The organism is Pseudomonas sp. NBRC 111127 (assembly GCF_001320345.1).
In the GTDB taxonomy this organism is placed as follows: domain Bacteria; phylum Pseudomonadota; class Gammaproteobacteria; order Pseudomonadales; family Pseudomonadaceae; genus Aquipseudomonas; species Aquipseudomonas juntendi.
On the sequence record NZ_BCBD01000010.1, the window covers coordinates 13,536 to 35,347 of the forward strand.

The 21,812-nt window shown below is 63.3% G+C and carries 21 protein-coding genes; 4 read left to right on the forward strand and 17 right to left on the reverse strand.

Annotated features, from left to right (window positions below; translation table 11 throughout):
• Nucleotides 1-4: 4 nt before the first annotated feature.
• Nucleotides 5-214 carry a hypothetical protein gene (locus tag APH30_RS03550; protein ID WP_054911702.1) on the reverse strand — a complete coding sequence of 70 codons (210 nt, stop codon included), beginning with the start codon at nt 212-214 and terminating at the stop codon, nt 5-7.
• Nucleotides 215-375: 161 nt separating this feature from the next.
• Between APH30_RS03550 and APH30_RS03555 the strand changes: the two genes are divergently transcribed.
• Nucleotides 376-1,494, forward strand: a complete 1,119-nt coding sequence (locus APH30_RS03555) for an LOG family protein (protein WP_029887663.1) — start codon at nt 376-378, stop codon at nt 1,492-1,494.
• A gap of 95 nt (nt 1,495-1,589) precedes the next feature.
• Here APH30_RS03555 and recX read toward each other — a convergent pair whose 3' ends face one another.
• From recX to APH30_RS03570, 3 genes are all read right to left on the reverse strand, one after another.
• Nucleotides 1,590-2,060, reverse strand: coding sequence for a recombination regulator RecX (recX, locus tag APH30_RS03560; RefSeq protein WP_009686046.1), 471 nt, complete (start codon nt 2,058-2,060; stop codon nt 1,590-1,592).
• Between the two features lie 21 nt (nt 2,061-2,081).
• Nucleotides 2,082-3,149 (reverse strand): recombinase RecA, encoded by a 1,068-nt coding sequence (recA, locus tag APH30_RS03565; protein ID WP_009686047.1) that lies wholly within the window; start codon nt 3,147-3,149, stop codon nt 2,082-2,084.
• 72 nt (nt 3,150-3,221) lie between these two features.
• Nucleotides 3,222-3,734, reverse strand: coding sequence for a CinA family protein (locus tag APH30_RS03570; RefSeq protein WP_054911703.1), 513 nt, complete (start codon nt 3,732-3,734; stop codon nt 3,222-3,224).
• A gap of 186 nt (nt 3,735-3,920) precedes the next feature.
• Between APH30_RS03570 and mutS the strand changes: the two genes are divergently transcribed.
• Both mutS and fdxA read left to right on the forward strand, forming a co-directional pair.
• Nucleotides 3,921-6,494, forward strand: coding sequence for a DNA mismatch repair protein MutS (gene mutS / locus APH30_RS03575; RefSeq protein ID WP_054911704.1), 2,574 nt, complete (start codon nt 3,921-3,923; stop codon nt 6,492-6,494).
• Nucleotides 6,495-6,634: 140 nt separating this feature from the next.
• Nucleotides 6,635-6,958 (forward strand): ferredoxin FdxA, encoded by a 324-nt coding sequence (gene fdxA, locus APH30_RS03580; protein WP_004375459.1) that lies wholly within the window; start codon nt 6,635-6,637, stop codon nt 6,956-6,958.
• A gap of 510 nt (nt 6,959-7,468) precedes the next feature.
• Here fdxA and rpoS read toward each other — a convergent pair.
• From rpoS to APH30_RS03620, 8 genes are all read right to left on the reverse strand, one after another.
• A complete protein-coding gene (gene rpoS / locus APH30_RS03585; protein WP_054911705.1) occupies nt 7,469-8,476 on the reverse strand; it encodes an RNA polymerase sigma factor RpoS in 1,008 nt (335 codons plus the stop codon).
• 108 nt (nt 8,477-8,584) lie between these two features.
• The gene (locus APH30_RS03590) at nt 8,585-9,430 is read right to left on the reverse strand and encodes a peptidoglycan DD-metalloendopeptidase family protein (protein ID WP_054881999.1); all 846 of its coding nucleotides are present in this window, start codon (nt 9,428-9,430) and stop codon (nt 8,585-8,587) included.
• Nucleotides 9,431-9,649: 219 nt separating this feature from the next.
• The gene (locus tag APH30_RS03595; protein ID WP_009686062.1) at nt 9,650-10,288 is read right to left on the reverse strand and encodes a protein-L-isoaspartate(D-aspartate) O-methyltransferase; all 639 of its coding nucleotides are present in this window, start codon (nt 10,286-10,288) and stop codon (nt 9,650-9,652) included.
• Between the two features lie 35 nt (nt 10,289-10,323).
• Complete coding sequence (surE, locus tag APH30_RS03600) at nt 10,324-11,073, reverse strand: 5'/3'-nucleotidase SurE (protein ID WP_009686063.1); 750 nt, start codon at nt 11,071-11,073, stop codon at nt 10,324-10,326.
• The gene (truD, locus tag APH30_RS03605) at nt 11,061-12,119 is read right to left on the reverse strand and encodes a tRNA pseudouridine(13) synthase TruD (RefSeq protein ID WP_054911706.1); all 1,059 of its coding nucleotides are present in this window, start codon (nt 12,117-12,119) and stop codon (nt 11,061-11,063) included. Before truD ends, surE begins: the two co-directional genes overlap by 13 nt.
• Nucleotides 12,116-12,589, reverse strand: a complete 474-nt coding sequence (gene ispF / locus APH30_RS03610; protein ID WP_054911707.1) for a 2-C-methyl-D-erythritol 2,4-cyclodiphosphate synthase — start codon at nt 12,587-12,589, stop codon at nt 12,116-12,118. The genes truD and ispF overlap by 4 nt, the downstream gene beginning before the upstream one ends.
• Before the next feature lie 149 nt (nt 12,590-12,738).
• Nucleotides 12,739-13,593, reverse strand: coding sequence for an S-formylglutathione hydrolase (gene fghA / locus APH30_RS03615; protein WP_009686066.1), 855 nt, complete (start codon nt 13,591-13,593; stop codon nt 12,739-12,741).
• Nucleotides 13,594-13,601: 8 nt separating this feature from the next.
• A complete protein-coding gene (locus tag APH30_RS03620; RefSeq protein ID WP_054911708.1) occupies nt 13,602-14,714 on the reverse strand; it encodes an S-(hydroxymethyl)glutathione dehydrogenase/class III alcohol dehydrogenase in 1,113 nt (370 codons plus the stop codon).
• 106 nt (nt 14,715-14,820) lie between these two features.
• On the opposite strand from APH30_RS03620, the gene APH30_RS03625 reads away from it, so the two are divergent.
• The gene (locus tag APH30_RS03625) at nt 14,821-15,717 is read left to right on the forward strand and encodes a LysR substrate-binding domain-containing protein (RefSeq protein ID WP_047150206.1); all 897 of its coding nucleotides are present in this window, start codon (nt 14,821-14,823) and stop codon (nt 15,715-15,717) included.
• 184 nt (nt 15,718-15,901) lie between these two features.
• On the opposite strand, the gene ispD is transcribed toward APH30_RS03625, so the two are convergent.
• From ispD to tilS, 5 genes are all read right to left on the reverse strand, one after another.
• Nucleotides 15,902-16,609, reverse strand: coding sequence for a 2-C-methyl-D-erythritol 4-phosphate cytidylyltransferase (ispD, locus tag APH30_RS03630; protein WP_009686931.1), 708 nt, complete (start codon nt 16,607-16,609; stop codon nt 15,902-15,904).
• A complete protein-coding gene (gene ftsB / locus APH30_RS03635) occupies nt 16,606-16,887 on the reverse strand; it encodes a cell division protein FtsB (RefSeq protein ID WP_009686932.1) in 282 nt (93 codons plus the stop codon). The genes ispD and ftsB overlap by 4 nt, the downstream gene beginning before the upstream one ends.
• A gap of 163 nt (nt 16,888-17,050) precedes the next feature.
• Nucleotides 17,051-18,340: a phosphopyruvate hydratase gene (gene eno / locus APH30_RS03640; protein WP_054890065.1), complete on the reverse strand. Its 1,290-nt coding sequence runs from the start codon at nt 18,338-18,340 to the stop codon at nt 17,051-17,053.
• 200 nt (nt 18,341-18,540) lie between these two features.
• A complete protein-coding gene (locus APH30_RS03645) occupies nt 18,541-20,169 on the reverse strand; it encodes a CTP synthase (RefSeq protein ID WP_012270851.1) in 1,629 nt (542 codons plus the stop codon).
• Nucleotides 20,170-20,437: 268 nt separating this feature from the next.
• The gene (gene tilS, locus APH30_RS03650) at nt 20,438-21,721 is read right to left on the reverse strand and encodes a tRNA lysidine(34) synthetase TilS (RefSeq protein WP_054911709.1); all 1,284 of its coding nucleotides are present in this window, start codon (nt 21,719-21,721) and stop codon (nt 20,438-20,440) included.
• Nucleotides 21,722-21,812: the final 91 nt, after the last annotated feature.

Here is a 21,812-nt window from a genome sequence, read left to right on the forward strand (position 1 = left end):
CAGGCTACACCTGGTTTTCCTCCCGTGCGCGCCAGTGCCCCTCGGCAGCTTCGGCGCGCATCTCGGCCAATAGCGCCTGCACGTAGCGCGACTGGCATTCCAAGCCTGCGAGCCGGCGCTGGCACTCGGCCTCCAGGCTCAGGTGATGTACCTGGGCGGCACGTTCCAGTTGCTGGTAGAGCTGCAGGTCCACTTCGATGAGCAAGCGATGCATACCGCCACCTCCCGCATCGATACGTTTCGCTTTACCAGTTAACCAAACCCCTGCCCCCACTGGCCACGTGCCGACGGGTGGCGCTGGCAATCCCCCCGGCACGATCGGCCGCCACGGTCTAGATTGAGGTTTAGAGGTATTGGTGCAGAAGGAGACGTTGCATGCCTTACCAATCGAACGAATCGCTGTTCAGCCACTTCCAGGACAACCATATCGACCTGAGCCACATCGACGCCCAATTGCAACTGGTTGCACCCGACAGCCCGAACCTGCCGCTGTACCGTGACATGATGCTGACCATCCTGCGCATGGCCCACGATGACAGTGATCGCTGGAGCGCCAAGATCACCCTGCAGGCCTTGCGCGAACTGGACCAGTCGTTCCGCACCCTGCAGCGCTACAAGGGCCGCCGCAAGGTGACCGTGTTCGGCTCGGCGCGTACGCCGCTGGAACACCCGATGTATGCACTGGCCCGTGAACTGGGCGCTACCCTGGCGCGCTCGGACCTGATGGTCATCACCGGGGCGGGGGGCGGCATCATGGCCGCAGCCCACGAAGGTGCCGGCAGCGCCCACAGCCTGGGCTTCAACATCACCCTGCCTTTCGAACAACATGCCAACCCTACGGTGGACGGCACCGACAAGCTGCTGCCTTTCCACTTCTTCTTCATCCGCAAACTGTTCTTCGTCAAGGAGGCCGATGCCCTGGTGCTGTGCCCGGGCGGCTTCGGCACCCTCGATGAGGCGCTGGAAGTGCTGACCCTGATCCAGACCGGCAAAAGCCCGCTGGTCCCCGTGGTATTGCTGGACTCACCGGGCGGCAGCTTCTGGCGTGATTGCCTGGGCTTCATCAGCCGCCAACTGGAGGACAACCATTACATTCTGCCCAGCGACCTGAAGCTGGTGCGCCTGGTGCACAGTGCCGAGGAGGCGGTGGAGGAAATCAACCAGTTCTACCGCAACTATCACTCCAGCCGCTGGTTGAACAGCCAGTTCGTGATCCGCATGCATCACGCCCTGAGCGAGGCGGCGCTGTCTGACATCGAGGAAGGCTTTGCTGACCTGCGCCTGAGCGGCAAGTACCACCAGCAAGCAGACAGCAGCGCCGAACATGAGTTGGGGGACTACAGCCACCTGACCCGTTTGTCGTTCGCCTTCAATGGCCGAAACCAGGGGCGCCTGCGCGAACTGGTGGACTTTATCAACCTGCCGGAGAACTGGGCCAAGCCACAGCCCATGCATACCACGCAGCGGGCCAGGGAGGCGTTGAAGGCCAGCTGATCAGGCACTAGGGGCAGCGCGCTGGAGAGTACCGGCGTTGCCGATGTTCCCGGCTGAGGCCGCTGCTACGGGGATTGTTGCGAGGTCTGCGGCGCCTAGTAATCGTCGAGGTCTCGCCCGCTGAGCAAGCGGCCGATCATGTCCATGGTGAAGCCCCGATAGGCGAGAAAGCGGGTTTGCTGGGCGCGGCTGCGCGGGTCCTGCGGGCGTTGCCCGGCGAACTTGCGCTGCCATACATCCCGCATACGTTCGGCCCAATCCACGCCGCTTTCACGCAGCGCCTGCTCAATGTCGGCGCGCAGCAAACCACGCTGCCCCAGCTCTTCACGAATACGTGCTGGGCCATAGCCAGAACCGGAACGGTAACGTATGAAGCTCTCGAGGTAACGGGCTTCACTCAGCAGCCCCTCTTCAGTGAGCCGGTCGAGCTCTGGCTCGATCAGCTCATCGGAGGCACCGCGCTGACGCAACTTGCGCGTCAGCTCGACGCGACCATGCTCACGTCGCGCAAGCAGGTCCATGGCTGTCCGCCGAATGGCGACGGGGGTGTCGAGTACGGCGGACATGTTCAGCTATAAACCACGCGATCAATAACCGGCTTCAGCGTCGGCCATGTCGTCGGCACCCGCTTCGACAGCGGCAGCTTTACCGGCTGCGGCTACAGCGCCAGCGTTCAGCAGCTTCTCACGGATCTGCCTCTCGATCTCGGTACCGATAGCCGGGTTTTCCGCCAGGTACTTGGCCGCGTTGGCTTTACCTTGGCCGATCTTGTTGCCCTGGTAGGCATACCAGGCACCGGACTTCTCGACCAGGCCTTGGGCAACGCCCAAGTCGATGATCTCACCGTTACGGTAGATACCCTTGCCGTAGAGGATCTGGAACTCGGCCTGACGGAACGGAGGCGAGACCTTGTTCTTGACGATCTTGACGCGGGTTTCGCTGCCGACCACCTCGTCGCCTTCCTTGACAGCGCCGGTGCGGCGGATGTCCAGACGCACAGAGGCGTAGAACTTCAGGGCGTTACCACCGGTGGTGGTTTCCGGGCTACCGAACATGACGCCGATCTTCATGCGGATCTGGTTGATGAAGATGACCAGGCAGTTGGCGTTCTTGATGTTACCGGTGATCTTGCGCAGCGCCTGGGACATCAGGCGAGCCTGCAGGCCCACGTGCATGTCGCCCATTTCGCCTTCGATCTCGGCCTTGGGTACCAGCGCGGCCACCGAGTCGACGATGATCACGTCAACTGCGTTGGAACGCACCAGCATGTCGGTGATTTCCAGGGCCTGCTCACCCGTGTCCGGCTGCGAGACCAGCAGGTCGTCGACATTGACGCCCAGCTTGCCGGCATATTCAGGGTCGAGTGCGTGCTCGGCGTCGACGAAGGCGCAGGTGGCGCCATTCTTCTGGGCTTCGGCGATAACCGACAGGGTCAGCGTGGTCTTACCCGACGATTCCGGACCGTAGATTTCGACGATACGGCCCTTTGGCAGACCACCAATGCCCAAGGCAATGTCCAGGCCCAGAGAGCCGGTAGAGATGGCCGGGATAGCCTGGCGCTCGTGGTCGCCCATGCGCATTACCGCGCCTTTACCGAATTGACGTTCGATCTGACCCAGGGCCGCAGCCAAGGCGCGCTTCTTGTTGTCGTCCATTGAAATCCTCACGTGTTCGACGGGCCCTGACGGCCGCAATACCTGTATAAGTAGCCAGTATTATTCCACAGGCTAGCGCTGGCGCAAACCCCTGTCTTCGATTTCCTCGCCAACAAGCTGTAACAAGCCGTCTAACGCGGCGCTCACCGTCTGTCGGCGCACCGCCTCACGGTCGCCGTCGAACTGCCGCCGCTGGCTGGTCACCCGACTGCCGTCGCCCCAGGCCAGCCACACGGTACCCACGGGTTTGGCCGGCGAGCCGCCATCCGGCCCCGCCACCCCGCTTACCGCCACGGCAAAGCGCGCGCCGCTGGCCGCCTGGGCGCCGCGGACCATGGCCTCGACCACCTCCTGGCTTACCGCCCCCACCTGCCCGAACAGCGCCTCGGGCACCCCCAGCTGGCGGGTTTTCTGGGCATTGGAATACGTCACGTAACCGGCCTCGAACCAGGCGGAGCTACCGGGGATGCGTGTGATGGCTTGCGCGATGCCGCCGCCCGTGCAGGACTCGGCAGTGGTCACTTGGGCATCCAAACGGCGCAGATGTTCACCCAAACGGGCGGCAAGCAGGGTGATCGGGTCCATGTCGGGCTCCTCCAGGGCGGCCCTCTACCCTACCACCCTGCTGGCAACCTGGCTCAGGAAACCTGCAGCACCGCAGCGGCCTGCAGCGGCTGCCGGCCAGTGTTCCGTGCGTGCCTGCATCTCGCGAAAAAAGCCTGTACCATTGCCGGTTTACCGCCAACCAGATCACCCGCTGTAAGGCCCTGAATGTCTGATCTCTCCGCACACACCCCGATGATGCAACAGTACTGGAAGCTGAAGAATCAGCACCCGGACCAGTTGATGTTCTACCGCATGGGCGACTTCTACGAGATCTTCTACGAAGATGCGAAAAAAGCCGCCAAACTGCTGGACATCACGCTGACCGCGCGCGGCCAGTCGGCCGGCCAGTCCATCCCCATGTGCGGGATTCCGTTCCATTCGCTGGAAGGTTACCTGGCCAAGCTGGTCAAACTGGGCGAATCGGTGGTGATCTGCGAGCAGATCGGCGACCCGGCGACCAGCAAGGGCCCGGTCGAGCGCCAGGTGGTGCGCATCATCACCCCCGGTACGGTCAGCGATGAAGCCCTGCTCGACGAACGCCGCGACAACCTGATTGCCGCGCTGCTCGGTGACGAGCGCCTGTTCGGCCTGGCCGTACTGGACATCACCAGCGGTAACTTCAGCGTGCAGGAGATCAAGGGCTGGGAAAACCTGCTGGCCGAACTCGAGCGCCTGAACCCGGTCGAGCTGCTGATCCCCGACGACTGGCCACGCGACCTGCCCGCCGAGAAGCGCCCGGGCGCGCGGCGCCGTGCACCGTGGGACTTCGACCGCGACTCAGCGCGCAAGGCCTTGTGCCAGCAGTTCGCAACCAAGGACCTGAAAGGCTTCGGCTGCGACAAGCTGACCCTGGCCATCGGTGCCGCTGGCTGCCTGCTGACCTACGCCAAGGAAACCCAGCGCACGGCGCTGCCGCACCTGCGCAGCCTGCGCCATGAGCGCCTGGACGATACGGTCATCCTCGATGGCGCCAGCCGGCGCAACCTGGAACTGGACATCAATCTGGCCGGCGGGCGCGACAATACCCTGCAATCGGTGGTCGACCGCTGCCAGACGGCAATGGCCAGCCGCCTGCTGAGCCGCTGGCTGAACCGCCCGCTGCGCGACCTCAAGGTGCTCCAGGCACGCCAGGACTCGATTCGCTGCCTGCTCGACGGCTACCGTTTCGAAAAGCTGCAGCCACAGCTGAAAGAAATTGGCGACATCGAGCGCATCCTGGCGCGTATCGGCCTGCGTAACGCCCGCCCGCGTGACCTGGCCCGGCTGCGCGACGCCCTGGGCGCGCTGCCCGAGCTGCAGAACGCCATGACCGAGCTCGAAGCGCCGCACCTGGCACGCCTGGCTGCGATCACCGATACCTACCCCGAGCTGGCCAGCCTGCTGGAACGGGCGATCATCGACAACCCGCCGGCGGTCATCCGCGATGGGGGCGTGCTCAAGGCCGGTTACGACAACGAACTGGACGACCTGCTGGCCATCAGCGAAAACGCCGGGCAGTTCCTGATCGACCTCGAAGCCCGCGAAAAGGCGCGCACCGGCCTGGCCAACCTGAAGGTCGGCTACAACCGGGTGCACGGCTACTTCATCGAGCTGCCGACCAAGCAGGCCGAACAGGCCCCCGGCGACTACATTCGTCGCCAGACCCTCAAAGGTGCCGAACGCTTCATCACGCCGGAGCTGAAGGCCTTCGAGGACAAGGCATTGTCGGCCAAGAGCCGCGCCCTGGCCCGCGAGAAGATGCTCTACGACGCCCTGCTGGAAACCCTGATCAGCCACCTGGCGCCGCTGCAGGACAGCGCTGCCGCCCTGGCCGAACTGGACGTACTCAGCAACCTGGCCGAGCGCGCGCTGAACCTCGACCTGAACTGCCCACGCTTTGTCGACGAGCCCTGCCTGCGGATCGAGCAAGGCCGTCACCCGGTCGTCGAGCAGGTACTGACCACGCCGTTCGTGGCCAACGACCTGGGCCTGGACAACAACACGCGCATGCTGATCATCACCGGCCCGAACATGGGCGGTAAGTCCACCTACATGCGCCAGACCGCCCTGATCGTGCTGCTGGCCCACATCGGTAGTTTCGTACCGGCCGCCAGCTGCGAGCTGTCGCTGGTCGACCGCATCTTCACCCGTATCGGCTCCAGTGACGACCTGGCCGGCGGGCGCTCGACATTCATGGTCGAGATGAGCGAAACCGCCAACATCCTGCACAATGCCACTGACCGCAGCCTGGTGCTGATGGACGAAGTGGGCCGGGGCACCAGCACCTTCGACGGCCTGTCGCTGGCCTGGGCCGCCGCCGAGCGGCTGGCCGAACTGCGCGCTTATACGCTGTTCGCCACCCACTATTTCGAGCTCACCGTGCTGCCGGAAAGCGAGCCACTGGTGGCCAACGTGCACCTGAACGCCACCGAGCACAACGAACGCATCGTGTTCCTGCACCACGTACTGCCTGGGCCTGCCAGCCAGAGCTACGGCCTGGCGGTAGCACAGCTGGCGGGCGTGCCGGCGGTGGTGATCCAGCGTGCCCGCGAACACCTTGGCCGGCTGGAAACCAGCAGCCTGCCCCATGAGCAGCCCGTGGCCCAAAAGGCCAAGGACGCGCCGCAGGTGCCGCACCAGAGCGACCTGTTCGCCAGCCTGCCACACCCGGCCATCGAAAAGCTGGGCAAACTGCAGCTGGACGACATGACCCCGCGTCAAGCTATCGAAATGCTATATCAACTAAAGAACCTGTTATAACGGCGCCCATTACAAGCTGGTAGAATCCGCCGCGGTTTGCTGGTGCTGCAGGTTATTAGCCTGGCCTGCAGCCACATGCCCGTAAACCGCGCGGCCCCGAGAGGAAGGGCCGCCGCCGTCGCCTGAGGAGAGAATTAAAAATGACCTTCGTTGTCACCGACAACTGCATCAAATGCAAATACACCGACTGCGTGGAAGTCTGTCCGGTGGACTGCTTCTACGAAGGCCCGAACTTCCTGGTTATCCACCCGGACGAGTGCATCGACTGCGCCCTGTGCGAGCCGGAGTGCCCAGCGCAAGCGATTTTCTCGGAAGACGAAGTGCCCGCGGGCATGGAGAACTTCATCGAGCTGAACGCCGAGTTGGCGGAAATCTGGCCGAACATTACCGAGCGTAAGGATGCCCTGCCAGACGCCGAAGAGTGGGATGGCAAGACTGGCAAGATTGCCGACCTGGAGCGCTGAAATGCCAAAAGGCCCTGCGGGGCCTTTTTTTGTGCCGGCAAAAACTGCGGACAAAAAAAGGGGCGGTTTGACCCGCCCACATTTTTTCCGTAGTCCCTGCTTGTCCCACACATCATCCTGATGAAATCGCGTCTTGCGATGTCCTTGGCCTTCATCCTGAAAGCCTGTGCATGTCCCTGTGCACAGTTCGTATACTAGCGGGTTCAGCAGCGCGGGCAAGCGCCGGAGTTTGCCGGATATTGCCGGGGAAACATTTACTCACCTGAAGATAAACCTTGTTTTCCAACAGGTTATGAAAAACCAGCATCTGAAAACGACATTGATTTACTGCCGCTCGCTAGAATGGCTTACAGCACGAGTAAGCAAAGGCTTACAGCAGGTGTTAGCAGGGTAGCGCATTACATATTCGACAGGTTTTTTGCCGGGCAGTTCTGGGGGCTTTTGCCGTGCTTCAACCCACAAACAAAAACGCCCCGACGGTATCGGGGCGTTCGTGAGCGACTGCCTTGGCTACTGGAACAAAGACTCGCTGGACAAGCCGTTCTTCTCCAGGATCTCGCGCAGGCGCTTCAGGCCTTCTACCTGAATCTGCCGCACCCGTTCGCGGGTCAGGCCAATCTCCAGCCCAACATCCTCCAGGGTGCTGCTTTCGTGCCCACGCAGCCCGAAGCGGCGTACCACCACCTCCCGCTGCTTGTCGGTCAACTCGCCCAGCCACTGGTCGATGCTCTGCGACAGGTCGTCATCCTGCAGCAGTTCGCAAGGGTCGGTGGGACGGTCGTCGGTCAAGGTATCGAGCAGGGTCTTGTCTGAATCCGGGCCGAGCGAAACGTCCACCGACGACACCCGCTCGTTCAGGCCGAGCATGCGCTTGACCTCGGCAACGGGCTTTTCCAGCAAGGTGGCGATTTCTTCCGGCGAGGGTTCGTGGTCCAGCTTCTGCGTCAACTCGCGCGCAGCGCGCAGGTAGACGTTGAGCTCCTTGACCACGTGGATCGGCAGGCGGATGGTACGGGTCTGGTTCATGATCGCCCGTTCGATGGTCTGGCGAATCCACCAGGTCGCATAGGTCGAGAAACGGAAACCGCGCTCCGGGTCGAACTTCTCCACCGCACGGATCAGACCCAGGTTGCCTTCCTCGATCAGGTCGAGCAACGACAGGCCACGGTTGACGTAACGACGGGCAATTTTCACAACCAGGCGAAGGTTGCTTTCAATCATGCGCTTGCGGCCGGCAGGATCACCTTTTTGCGACAGACGCGCAAAATAGACTTCCTCTTCCGGCGACAGCAGTGGCGAGAAACCGATCTCGTTGAGGTAAAGCTGGGTGGCATCTAGCGCCCGGGTGTAGTCGATATACTTGTGTTGCTTGAGCGAAGAGCCCGACTTGGCCCTCGTCCGAACCGAAGATACAGCAGGTTCGTCTGACACCACATCCGTTTCCAAAACGATGCCCGTCTCCATCAGGAGGACGTCATCGTCGATGTCAAACTCCGGCACTTCTTTACTGAGAGCCATTGTTATAGTCCTTTGCTGAGTTCGAACTCAGACTCGAGCGGCACCTTTATCCCTGGCAGCGCTTGAGCCTGTCCCCTCTACATCACAGGAACAGGCCGGGTACAACGGTCAACGACGTGGCAGGAACTGGAGCGGATCGACGGGTTTGCCCTGGCGGCGAATCTCGAAATGCAGCTTCACCCGATCAGTGCCCGTGGACCCCATTTCAGCAATCGACTGCCCTGCCTTGACCTGCTGCCCCTCCCGAACCAACAGCCTGCGGTTGTGACCGTAGGCACTGACGTAGGTATCGCTGTGCTTGATGATGATCAGCTCGCCGTAGCCCCTTAATCCACTCCCGGCGTAAACCACTGCACCATCAGACGCAGCAAAAACAGGCTGTCCCAAATCACCGGCGATATCAATGCCTTTATTCAAACTACCGTTTGAAGCAAATTTTCCAATCAGCACCCCATTGGCGGGCCAGGTCCACCCCCCTACCGCGCGCTCTGCGGCAGGCACAGTGGCGACCACCGGCGCGCTGGTGGTGCCAGCCGGGGTAGCGGGTTTGCTGGAACTGGCGGGCGCTGTGACAGGCCGCCGCGTGACCGTGGTGCGGCTTGAAGAGGACGGACCGGACACCACTGTGGTGCTGCTGCCGGAGCCGCTGCTGAAACGAATCGCCTGGCCCGGGCGGATGGTGTAGGGCGGCGCGATACCATTACGGGCCGCCAGCTCCTTGTAATCCCAGCCATAACGGAAGGCGATGGAGAACAGGGTATCGCCAGGCTTGACGACGTATTGCCCGGAGGTCACCGTCGGGCGCTTGGGCGCACTGCTGTTGCGGTCGACCACGCGCGCGCTGTTGCTGCCGGTGCTCGAGCAACCCACCAGTAGCGTGCCCATGGCCAATGCAATCACCAGAAGCTTGAAGCCCGAACCGTCCTTGCGCTGCCGAATGACTGTGTGACCCACCCGCGCTCCCCTCATGGTGCCGAAAAACGATATGAAGACAAGAAATGCAATATTGTTGCAATTATAACCAAGCGAGCCGGGATTGGCAGGCCGCCGCCAGGCTGTTGCGCAGCGTTACTGCAAGCGATGCGTTTACGCCACGCCCCGCCTGATAGACAGGGCGGCGCCGCGAGAATTCGCCGCCCACGCAAAAATACCCCGGCCGCGCACCGGTGCTGCTCAGGCCAGCGGCCCGTTCAGCAACGGGACAAAACGCACCGCACCGAGTACGCGACGCGAGAAGCCATGCTCTTCGCGGACGATCAGCATCAATTGCTGCGCTTCGCCCGCAGGCCCTACCGGTATGACCAGCCGGCCACCGGGAGCCAGTTGGTCAAGCAGCGCCTGGGGCACTTCCGGTGCCACGGCGGTGACGATGATGCCGTTGTACGGTGCCAGCGCCGGCCAGCCCTCACAACCGTCGCCCCAGCGGAACACCACGTTGCGCAGGTTCAGCTCCAGCAGGCGTTCCTTGGCACGGTCTTGCAGCACCTTGATGCGCTCCACCGAGAATACCCGCTCGACCAACTGCGCCAGCACCGCCGTCTGGTAGCCGGACCCGGTGCCGATCTCCAGCACCTTGTCCAGCGGCCCGGCTTCAAGCAGCAACTCGCTCATGTGGGCAACCATGAATGGCTGCGAGATGGTCTGGTTGTGGCCGATTGGCAGTGCGGTGTCTTCGTAGGCGCGGTGCGCCAGCGCTTCGTCGACGAACAGGTGGCGCGGGGTGCGGCGGATCACGTCGAGCACCTGGGTGTTCGAGACGCCCTCTTCGCACAGGCGCTGGATCAGCCGCTCCCGGGTCCGTTGGGAGGTCATGCCGATGCCCCGCCGCAGCATATCGTCCTCGCGCATCAGAGCAGGCCCTCCAGCCAACCATCGAGCTGCTCGAAGGCATCACTGAAGGTGCGGTCGAGTTGCAGCGGGGTGATCGACACGTAACCCTGCATCACCGCATGGAAGTCGGTGCCCGGGCCGCCGTCCTCGGCATCGCCGGCAACGGCGATCCAGTAGCCTTCCTTGCCGCGCGGGTTGACCACCTTCGTTGGCGCGGCAGCCCGCGCGCGGTGCCCCAGCCGGGTCAGCTGGATGCCGCGGATGTGCGCCAACGGCAGGTTGGGAATGTTGACGTTGAGCACGGTACGCGGGGGCAGTGCCAGGCGCGACTGCGCCTCGACCAGGCGCCGGGCGATATGCGCCGCGGTCGGCAGGTTGTCGGGCTGGCGCGAGAGCAGCGAGAACGCCAGCGACGTCCCCCCGAGGAAGCGCCCCTCCAGCGCCGCGGCGACCGTACCCGAATACAGTACGTCGTCCCCCAGGTTGGCACCCAAGTTGATCCCCGACACGACCATGTCCGGGGTGTACGGCAACAGCCCGTTGAGCCCCAGGTGCACGCAGTCGGTCGGCGTACCGTTGAGGCTGATGAAGCCGTTGGCCAAGGTCTGCGGGTGCAGGGGCCGGTCCAGCGTCAGCGAACTGCTGGCGCCGCTCTTGTCTTGCTCCGGGGCAATTACCGCGCACTCGGCGTAATCCGCCAGCGCAGCGTGCAGCGCGGCGATCCCGGGTGCGGTAACACCGTCGTCGTTCGAAATCAGAATACGCATGGGCTGTCCGTCTGCCCTGCCGACACCAGATCCACGACTTCACGCACCACCACGGTGGCGAAGCATCCGGCCGGCAGGAGGAATTCCAGTTGCAGGATATCAGGCTCGGGATAATGCCACGTAAGGCCGCCAATAGGGAGCCGCAGAATACGCCGTTCGTGATCCATGCCCGCCAGGGCCAGCCATTGGCACAGCGCCGGTTGCTGGTCGCCTACGGCATTTTCCAGCTGCGCCGGTGCGGCGGCGGCGGGCGAACCGCCCGCGCCCCACATCGGGCCAGTCGGGTGCAGGTCGAGAATGGCCAGGCGCGGGTCGGTACATTCCGCTTCACCTGCAGGGAAAAAACTGCGGCTGTCGGTGAACGCCAGCAGATCGCCGACCTGGGCCCGGTTCCAGCTGCCGTCGGCGACACGCGCCGCCAGCACCTGGTTGAACAGGTAGCTGCGCCCGGCCGACAGCAGCCGTGAGCGCGTGTTGCGTTGCTCGGGCAAGGCCTTGCGCGCCGCCCAGTCCAGGGCGTCATGCACATTGCCACCGCCGTGACCGAAGCGTTGGCTGCCGAAGTAGTTGGGCACGCCTTGTTGCTTGAGCAGTTGCAGCCGCGCATCCAGCGCCTGGTGATCGGCATTCAGCGCGGTCAGGCGCAAGGTGAAGCCGTTGGCCGAATGCGCACCACGCTGCAGCTTGCGCTGGTGGCGCACCTGCTTGAGCACGCGCAGGGTGGCATCTTCGGCGCGTGACAGGTCCGGGTCGGCCTTGCCTGGCAGGTGCAGGCTGAACCACTGGCGGGTCAGCGCCTGGCGGTCCTTCAGCCCGGCATAGCTGATGCTGCGCACCGGCACGCCTGCGGCGCGGGCCAGGCGGCGGGCGGCTTCTTCGGTATTGAGGTCACGCTTTTCGACCCACAACCACAGGTGCTCGCCCTGGCCCGACAACGGGATATCCAACACCTCGTCGACCTGGAAATCCTCGGCCACTGCCTTGAGCACAGCGGTGCCCAATACCTCGCCCGATGCACGCGGGCCCAGCAGTTGCAGTTCCGTCATGCTGGCAGCAGCAGGGCAACCGAATGCACGGCAATGCCCTCCTCGCGGCCGCAGAAACCGAGTTTTTCGGTGGTGGTGGCCTTGACGTTGACCTGGTCGAGTTCGACTTGCAGATCTTCGGCGATCAACTGCCGCATGGTTTCGATGTGCGGGGCCATTTTCGGCGCCTGGGCGACGATGGTGGCGTCGACGTTGCCGACCTTCCAGCCCTTGGCGTGGACGATGCCCACCACGTGCCGCAACAGCACGCGGCTGTCGGCACCCTTGAACTGGGGGTCGGTGTCGGGGAAGTGCTTGCCGATGTCACCCAGCGCTGCAGCGCCAAGCAAGGCATCGCTCAGGGCGTGCAGCAGCACGTCGCCGTCGGAATGGGCCAGCAGGCCGAATGTGTGCGGGATACGCACCCCGCCCAAGGTAATGAAATCACCGTCGCAGAAACGATGCACATCGTAGCCGTGGCCAATACGCATAAGAAAACGCCCTGAATGAGTCAGGGCGTGATTCTACCTGCTTTGGCTGCCATTGGGGCTGGAGGTGATCGCCTCAGAATTTTAGCGCCTATGCGATCAAGCGCCGCGCTGGCGGCGCTCGATCTCACAGACACCGAAAATGCAAAGCCCTACACCCGCCCCAGCGCCACCGCATGGTGGCGCAGGTGCTCTTCGATGAAGCTGGCAATGAAGTAGTAGCTGTGGTCATAGCCTGGCTGCAGGCGCAGGGTCAGCTCGTGGCCACCCTTGCGTGCTGCCTGCTCCAGCGCTTCAGGTTTGAGCTGCTTTTCGAGGAAGTCGTCACGGTCGCCCTGGTCCACCAGCAACGGTGGGCACTGGCCAGCGGCCGTCTCGGCCAGCAGTACGCTGGCATCCCACTCACGCCAGCGCGCGCGGTCGTCACCCAGGTAGCGGCTGAAGGCTTTCTCGCCCCACGGGCAATCCATGGGGTTGCTGATCGGCGAAAACGCCGACACCGAGCGATAACGCCCCGGGTTGCGCAAAGCGCACACCAGCGCACCGTGCCCACCCATGGAATGGCCGCTGATGCTGCGCTCGGCCGAGGCCGGGAAATGCGCCTCGATCAACGCCGGCAGCTCCTCTACCACATAGTCATGCATGCGGTAGTGCTTGGCCCAAGGCTGCTGGGTGGCATTGAGGTAGAAGCCGGCCCCCAGGCCAAAGTCCCAGGCGCCGTCCGGGTCGCCAGGCACCTGCTCGCCACGCGGGCTGGTGTCCGGCGCAACGATGATCAACCCCAGTTCGGCAGCCAGGCGCTGGGCGCCTGCCTTCTGCATGAAGTTTTCGTCGGTACAGGTCAGGCCGCTCAGCCAGTACAGCACCGGCAGCTTGGCACCCTGCTCGGCCTGTGGCGGCAGGTACACGGCGAACACCATGTCGCAACCCAGCACGCTGGAATGGTGCCGGTAGCGCTTGTGCCAGCCGCCGAAGCTTTTCTGGCAAGAGATGTTATCCAGGCTCATGGCGCACCTCAGAAGTGGATGACGCTGCGAATGCTCTTGCCTTCATGCATCAGGTCGAAGGCCTTGTTGATGTCTTCCAGGCCCATGGTGTGGGTGATGAACGTATCCAGCGGAATCTCGCCTTTCTCGGACATTTCCACGTAGCTCGGCAACTCGCTGCGGCCACGCACGCCACCGAACGCAGAGCCACGCCAGACCCGGCCGGTCACCAGCTGGAACGGCCGGGTGGCGATTTCCTGGCCGGCACCGGCCACGCCGATGATGACCGACTCGCCCCACCCTTTGTGGCAGCATTCCAGGGCAGCACGCATCAGTTGCACGTTACCGATACATTCGAAGGAGAAGTCCACGCCACCGTCGGTCAGATCGACAATCACTTCCTGGATCGGGCGGTCGTAGTCTTTCGGATTGACGCAGTCGGTGGCGCCCAGCTGACGGGCGATCTCGAACTTGGCCGGGTTGATGTCGATGGCGATGATGCGCGAGGCCTTGGCCTTCACCGCACCGATCACTGCCGACAGGCCGATGCCGCCGAGGCCGAAGATGGCCACGGTGTCACCCGGCTTGACCTTGGCGGTGTTGAGCACGGCACCGATACCGGTAGTCACGCCGCAGCCCAGTAGGCAGACCTTTTCCAGAGGGGCTTCTTTCTGGATCTTGGCCACCGAGATTTCCGGCAACACCGTGTACTCGGAGAAAGTCGAGGTGCCCATGTAGTGGAACAGTTGCTGGCCTTTGTAGGAGAAGCGCGTGGTGCCGTCCGGCATCAGGCCCTTGCCTTGGGTAGCACGGATCGCCTGGCACAGGTTGGTCTTGCCCGACAGGCAGAACTTGCACTTGCCGCATTCCGGGGTGTACAGCGGGATCACGTGGTCGCCCACGGCCAGCGAGGTCACGCCCTCGCCTACTGCTTCGACGATCGCACCGCCTTCATGGCCAAGAATGGATGGGAAGATGCCCTCCGGGTCGGCACCCGACAGGGTGTAGGCGTCGGTGTGGCAGACACCGCTGGCGACCACGCGCAGCAGCACTTCACCGGCCTTGGGCATGGCCACGTCGACTTCGACGATTTCCAGGGGTTTCTTGGCTTCGAAGGCTACAGCAGCACGGGACTTGATCATCGAGTGTCTCCAGACAGGGTGTCAGTTCAGACCACCAGTGTAATTCACTGACTTTTGATGAATAATCCAGGCAAAGACAAAACATTATTGCTGTGCAGGGATAATCATGAGCAACCGCTGGGAAGGCATCGATGAATTTGTGGCTGTCGCCGAATCGGGGCAGTTCACGGCTGCCGCCGAGCGCCTGGGGGTTTCGTCGTCACACATCAGCCGGCAGATCGCCCGGCTGGAAGAACGCTTGCAGACCCGCCTGCTGTACCGCAGTACCCGCCGCGTGACCTTGAGTGAAGCCGGGCAAACCTTTCTACAGCATTGCCAGCGCCTGCAGGATGGCCGTGAAGAAGCCCTGCGCGCCATGGGTGACCTGGCCAGCGAGCCCAAGGGCCTGCTGCGCATGACCTGCGCGGTGGCGTATGGCGAGCGCTTCATCGTGCCGTTGGTCACCCGCTTCATGGCGTTGTATCCCCAGTTGCGCGTGGATGTGGAGTTGAACAACCACACCCTTGACCTGCTGCATGAAGGCATGGACCTGGCCATCCGCCTGGGCAGGCTGGCCGATTCGCGACTGGTGGCGACCCGCCTGGCGCCGCGGCGCATGTACCTGTGCGCATCGCCAGCCTATCTGGAGCGCTATGGCCGGCCGCACAGCCTGTCGGAACTGGCGCGGCACAATTGCCTGATCGGCAGCTCGGATGCGTGGGCACTGCAGCAGGACGGCCGCGAGATCAGCCAGCGGGTGCAGGGCAACTGGCGTTGCAACAGTGGCCAGGCGGTTCTGGATGCAGCCTTGCAAGGCATGGGGCTGTGCCAGTTGCCGGACTATTACGTACTGGAGCACCTGCACAGCGGCGCGCTGGTGTCGTTGCTGGAGGGGCATCAACCGCCCAATACCGCGGTTTGGGCGCTGTACCCGCAACAGCGGCACCTGTCGCCGAAAGTGCGGCGGTTGGTGGACTATCTAAAGGAAGGGTTGGCGGGGTTGCCGGAGTATCGCGGGGCCTGATTGCAAAGGGGGCCTTGTGGGAGCGGGCGTGCCCGCGAAGAATCCAGCGCGGTGGCTGGCACCGGCTACGCCGGTGTTCGCGGGCACGCCGGCTCCCACAAAGATCCCGCTAGTTAATAAGTTATGTACTGTTCTATGAGAGTTGGCTTGCCTGCGATAGGGCCGCGCAGCGGACCCGGTGTTCTCAGCGTCTACCTGCCCAGCGCTGGCGCAACCACTCCAGGTCTTCCGGCCGGGTCACCTTGATGTTGTCGCTGCGCCCTTCGACCAGCCGCGGCGCCTGCCCGGACCACTCGATGGCAGAAGCTTCATCGGTCACGACGACATCCGACACCAGGCACTCGGCCAGCGCCCGGTGCAACGCCCCCAGGCGGAACATCTGCGGCGTGTAGGCCTGCCAGATGGTGCTGCGGTCAACGGTGGCGCTGACCCGGCCTTTGCCATCGGCACGTTTGAGCGTGTCGCGCGCCGGCACCGCCAGCAGGCCACCCACCGGGTCATCCGCCAACTCCGCCAGCAGCTTGTCCAGGTCGCTACGCGCCAGGTTGGGCCGCGCAGCATCGTGCACCAGCACCCAGTCGCTGTCCGCCGCCCCTTGGGCATGCAGCAGCAGCAAGGCATTGAGTACCGAATCGGCGCGCTCGCGCCCGCCCGCCGCGCGTTGGATACGCGGGTCGCTGGCACAGCCCAGGGCAGGCCAGTAAGGGTCGTGTTCGGCAATGCTGACCACCACGCCGTTAAGCGTCGGGTGGCCAAGAAAACAGTCGAGGCTGTGCTCGAGAAGGGTCTGCCCTGCCAGCTCCAGATACTGCTTGGGGCGGTCGGCAGCCATGCGGGCGCCTACGCCCGCCGCTGGAATCACGGCCCAGAAGGCCGGTAAGGTATCGATCATTTCTGTGGCAACTGGAAGAGGGTTTCACCCTCCTTGACCATCCCCAATTCATGGCGAGCCCGCTCTTCAACGGTCTCCATGCCTTTTTTCAGCTCCAGCACTTCAGCATCGAGCACGCGATTACGCTCCAGCAGGCGCTCGTTTTCGGCGTGCTGTTCAGCAATCTGCTGCTTCAGCTCGGTCACTTGCGCCAGGCTGCCATTGCCGACCCACAGACGATACTGCAGGCCACCCAACAGCAGGAGCAGAATAAGGAACACCCAATAGGGACTGCGCATCACGTTATCCAGGTCAAAAAGGCTGCCGCGCATTTTACGGGAGCTCGAATAGCACGAAGCCTGGCCGAGGCCAGGCTTCGTTGACAGAAACCCGTTGGGAAGAAGGAAAGTTCAGTAAGAACGTTCCTACAACTCCGGCTGCTGCCTTTTTACCATCTCTTGCTTAGCCGCGAAACTCGGCACGACCACGGTAAACCGCTTTGGCGCCCAGTTGCTCTTCGATACGCAGCAGTTGGTTGTACTTGGATACGCGGTCGGAACGGCACAGCGAACCGGTCTTGATCTGGCCCGCAGCGGTACCCACGGCCAGGTCGGCAATGGTCGAGTCTTCGGTTTCACCGGAACGGTGCGAAATCACCGCGGTGTAGCCGGCAGCCTTGGCCATCTGGATGGCTTCGAGGGTTTCGGTCAGCGAGCCGATCTGGTTGAACTTGATCAGGATCGAGTTGCCGATGCCCTTCTCGATGCCTTCCTTGAGAATCTTGGTGTTGGTCACGAACAGGTCGTCGCCAACCAGCTGAACCTTTTCACCGATCTTGTCAGTGAGGATTTTCCAGCCAGCCCAGTCCGACTCGTCCAGGCCATCTTCGATGGAGATGATCGGGAAACGCTCGGTCAGGCCTTTGAGGTAGTCTGCGAAGCCTTCGGCATCGAACGACTTGCCTTCGCCGGACAGGTTGTACTTACCGTCTTCGTAGAATTCGGAAGCGGCGCAGTCCAGTGCCAGGGTCACGTCGGTGCCCAGTTTGTAGCCGGCTTTTTCGACGGCTTCGGCGATTGCACCCAGGGCATCTTCGTTGGACGCCAGGTTAGGGGCGAAGCCACCTTCGTCACCCACGGCAGTATTCAGGCCACGGGCCTTGAGCACAGCCTTGAGGTGATGGAAGATTTCGGTGCCCATGCGCAGGCCGTCGGAGAAGGTCTTGGCGCCAACCGGCTGAACCATGAATTCCTGGATGTCGACGTTGTTGTCGGCGTGCTCGCCGCCGTTGATGATGTTCATCATCGGAACCGGCATGGAGTACTGGCCTGGGGTGCCGTTCAGGTTCGCGATGTGCGCGTACAGCGGCAGGTCCTGGTCCTGGGCAGCGGCCTTGGCGGCAGCCAGGGAAACAGCCAGGATGGCGTTGGCGCCCAGCTTGGCCTTGTTCTCGGTACCGTCCAGCTCGATCATGGCGCGGTCCAGGGCCTTCTGGTCAGCCGGGTCCTTGCCCAGCAGCAGGTCGCGGATAGGGCCGTTGATGTTGGCGACAGCCTTCAGCACGCCCTTGCCCAGGTAACGGCTCTTGTCGCCATCACGCAGCTCCAGCGCTTCGCGCGAGCCGGTGGAAGCACCGGACGGCGCGCAAGCGCTGCCGATGATGCCGTTGTCGAGCAGTACATCGGCTTCCACGGTGGGGTTGCCACGCGAGTCGAGAACTTCACGACCTTTGATGTCGACGATTTTTGCCATTGTTGTAAGCACTCCAGAATTGACGAAAACAACGCAGCTTTAGGGAATTCTTGCCTTTCACCAGGCAGGGACGCAGCAGGCAGGCCTGGCAAAAGCAACCCCTGACCGAGTGGTCAGGGGTAGATCGGGGCGTACTTTACCCGAGAAATGAGCCTCGCGCGGACTTAACCGTCGGAAAACTCACCAAAGACCCGAAAAAATCAGGCCTTGTTCTTCTGCGCCAGGGCCGCCTTGACGAAGCCGCTGAACAGCGGATGACCGTCACGCGGGGTGGAGGTGAACTCCGGGTGGAACTGGCAGGCAACGAACCATGGGTGGTCCTTGGACTCGACCACTTCGACCAGCGCGCCGTCTTCGGAACGACCGGAAACCACCAGGCCGGCGTCAACCAGCTGTGGCAGCAGGTTGTTGTTGACCTCGTAACGGTGGCGGTGGCGCTCGGTGATCACGTCCTTGCCATAGCAGTCGTGCACCTTGGAGCCGGCTGCCAGCTGGCAGTCCTGTGCACCCAGGCGCATGGTGCCGCCCAGGTCGGAGGCCTCGTCACGGGTTTCGACCGCGCCGGTGGCATCGGCCCACTCGGTGATCAGGCCGACGACCGGGTGGCCGCTGTTGCGGTCGAACTCGGTGGAGTTGGCGTCTTTCCAGCCCATGACGTTACGGGCGAATTCGATCACCGCGACCTGCATGCCCAGGCAGATGCCCAGGTACGGCACCTTGTTCTCACGGGCATATTGAACCGCAGTGATCTTGCCTTCCACGCCACGCAGGCCGAAACCGCCGGGGACCAGAATGGCATCGGCGCCCTCGAGCAGGCTGGTGCCCTGGTTCTCGATGTCTTCCGAGTCGATGTAGCGCAGGTTGACCTTGGTACGGTTGGTGATACCGGCGTGGCTCATCGCTTCGATCAGCGACTTGTACGCATCCAGCAGTTCCATGTACTTGCCGACCATGGCGATGGTCACTTCGTGCTCAGGGTTGAGCTTGGCATCGACCACCTTGTCCCACTCGGACAGGTCGGCGCCGTTGCACTGCAGGCCGAAGCGCTCGACGACGAAGTCGTCCAGGCCCTGTGCGTGCAGCACACCCGGGATCTTGTAGATGGTGTCGACGTCTTCCAGCGAAATCACCGCACGCTCTTCAACGTTGGTGAACAGCGCGATCTTGCGGCGCGAGGAAGCATCGACCGGGTGGTCGGAACGGCAGATCAGCACGTCTGGCTGCAGGCCGATGGAGCGCAGTTCCTTGACCGAGTGCTGGGTCGGCTTGGTCTTGGTTTCGCCAGCAGTGGCAATGTACGGGACCAGGGTCAGGTGCATCAGCATGGCGCGCTTGGAACCCACTTCGACGCGCAGCTGGCGAATGGCCTCGAGGAATGGCTGCGACTCGATGTCGCCCACGGTACCGCCGATTTCCACCAGGGCCACGTCGGCGTCGCCAGCACCCTTGATGATGCGGCGCTTGATTTCGTCGGTGATGTGCGGAATGACCTGGATGGTCGCGCCCAGGTAATCACCACGGCGCTCTTTGCGCAGCACGTGCTCGTAGATACGGCCGGTGGTGAAGTTGTTGTTCTGGGTCATGGTGGTGCGGATGAACCGCTCGTAGTGGCCCAGGTCGAGGTCGGTCTCGGCGCCATCGTGGGTGACGAACACTTCACCATGCTGGAACGGGCTCATCGTGCCCGGGTCGACGTTGATGTACGGATCCAGCTTGAGCATGGTGACCTTCAGGCCCCGCGCTTCCAGGATGGCCGCCAGGGAAGCCGAGGCAATGCCTTTCCCCAATGAAGAAACAACACCGCCCGTGACGAATATGTAGCGCGTCATGAAAAACCCTAGAAGTCTGCGTTAAGGCGGCCAGCGCCGCCGGAGAAAGCGAAGGAAGGCCGAAGCCCCCGATCACCTGCGTCAATCACAGTGCATCTCGAACAACTGCCGCGTCTGTACAGACCAGGGGTATCCCCGGCATGGAGCTCGCTCGTCATTTCAGAATCAGCCCAGCAAAAAACTGCTTGGTAATCGGCAACTCCTGTGTTTTCGCGGAACCCACAGAAGCTGTATCAAGAAGGGAGGGTAGTCTACCCGAATGTACCCTTCAGCTCAAACCTTGCGCGTTCGTCGGTAACTGCCAGTGCAACTGCCAACCCGCCTGCCCCAGCCCGGGCAAATTGGCCACTGCCAGCAGGCGCTCGCCCTGGTACAGCAAGGGCAGGCGCGCACGCAGGAAATGCGGCACCTGCTGCTCGTTGAGCAGGCGTTTGAGGTCGCGCCGGCCGCGCCCGGGCACCTCCAGTATTTCACCGCCCTGGCGGTAGCCAACCCGCAGCCCGCCAACCCCGGCTGCGCCAACAAGCCGCACGTTACCGTTGCCCGGCAGTGGCAACGGCACACCTGGATCCGGCCAGGCCAGCTGACCGGCGGCTGGCTGCAGCCAGTCGCCACTCAGCCACCAGATGCGCCCTTGGCTACGCTGCAACTGCCCGTCGGTCAGCCGCCACACCGGCTGGGCATCGGCGGCGGCATCGCGCAGGTCTGCCCAACCCGCCCAATGGCGGGTATCGGGCAGCCGCGTGCGTTGGCTCAGCCAGTACTGCAAGGCGTTGCGCTGGCGCGCCGGCGACAGCGCCACCAGGCTAGCCAGGTCGAGGGAGGCCAGCCCCGGCCAGGCGGCAGGCGCCCCCTGCTGCGCGGTCACCAGATCGCCCTGGGCCAGTTCGTCGAGCAGGCCCAGCGCCTCGCCCAGGTGCTCGGCGGCACGGGCGAAATTCTGGCCAACCTGTGGCCAGCGCTGCTGCAACTGCGGCATCACCTCCCGGCGCAGAAAGTTGCGGGCAAAACGGGTGTCAGCGTTGGAAGGGTCGTCGATCCAGGCGAGCCCGCGGGCCTGCGCATAGGCCTGCAACTGCTGCCGGGCACAGCCCAGCAACGGCCTGACCAGGCTGCCCTGCCCTAGCGGCCGTTGCCCCGGCATGGCCGCCAGGCCACGCAAACCGGCACCGCGCAGCAAGCGCAACAGCAGGGTTTCAGCCTGGTCGTCACGGTGCTGGCCGGTGAACAGAATGTCGCCCGGACCGAGGGTTTGCTGGAAAGCCGCATAACGGGCGTCGCGGGCCGCCTGCTCCAGGCTGGCGCCGGGGCTGACCTGAACGTGGATTACCTCAAGTGCGATGCCGAGGTTGGCGCAGACGGCCTGGCAACGGGCGGGCCAGGCGTCGGCGGCGGCTTGCAGGCCATGGTGGACATGAACCGCACGCAAGGGCGGCGCTGCGTGGCTGCGGGCGTAGTCGGCCAGCAGGTGCAGGAGGACGGTAGAGTCGAGGCCGCCGGAGAAGGCGATGTACCAGGTGGGGGCGTTGAGCCAGGGGGTGAGGTTGATCATGAAGGCCTCACATGGCTTGAGATCGCCGGGGGTGCTTTGCACCCCATTCGCCGGCAAGCCAGGTCCCACACCATGAGAGCGCGGGCCTGCC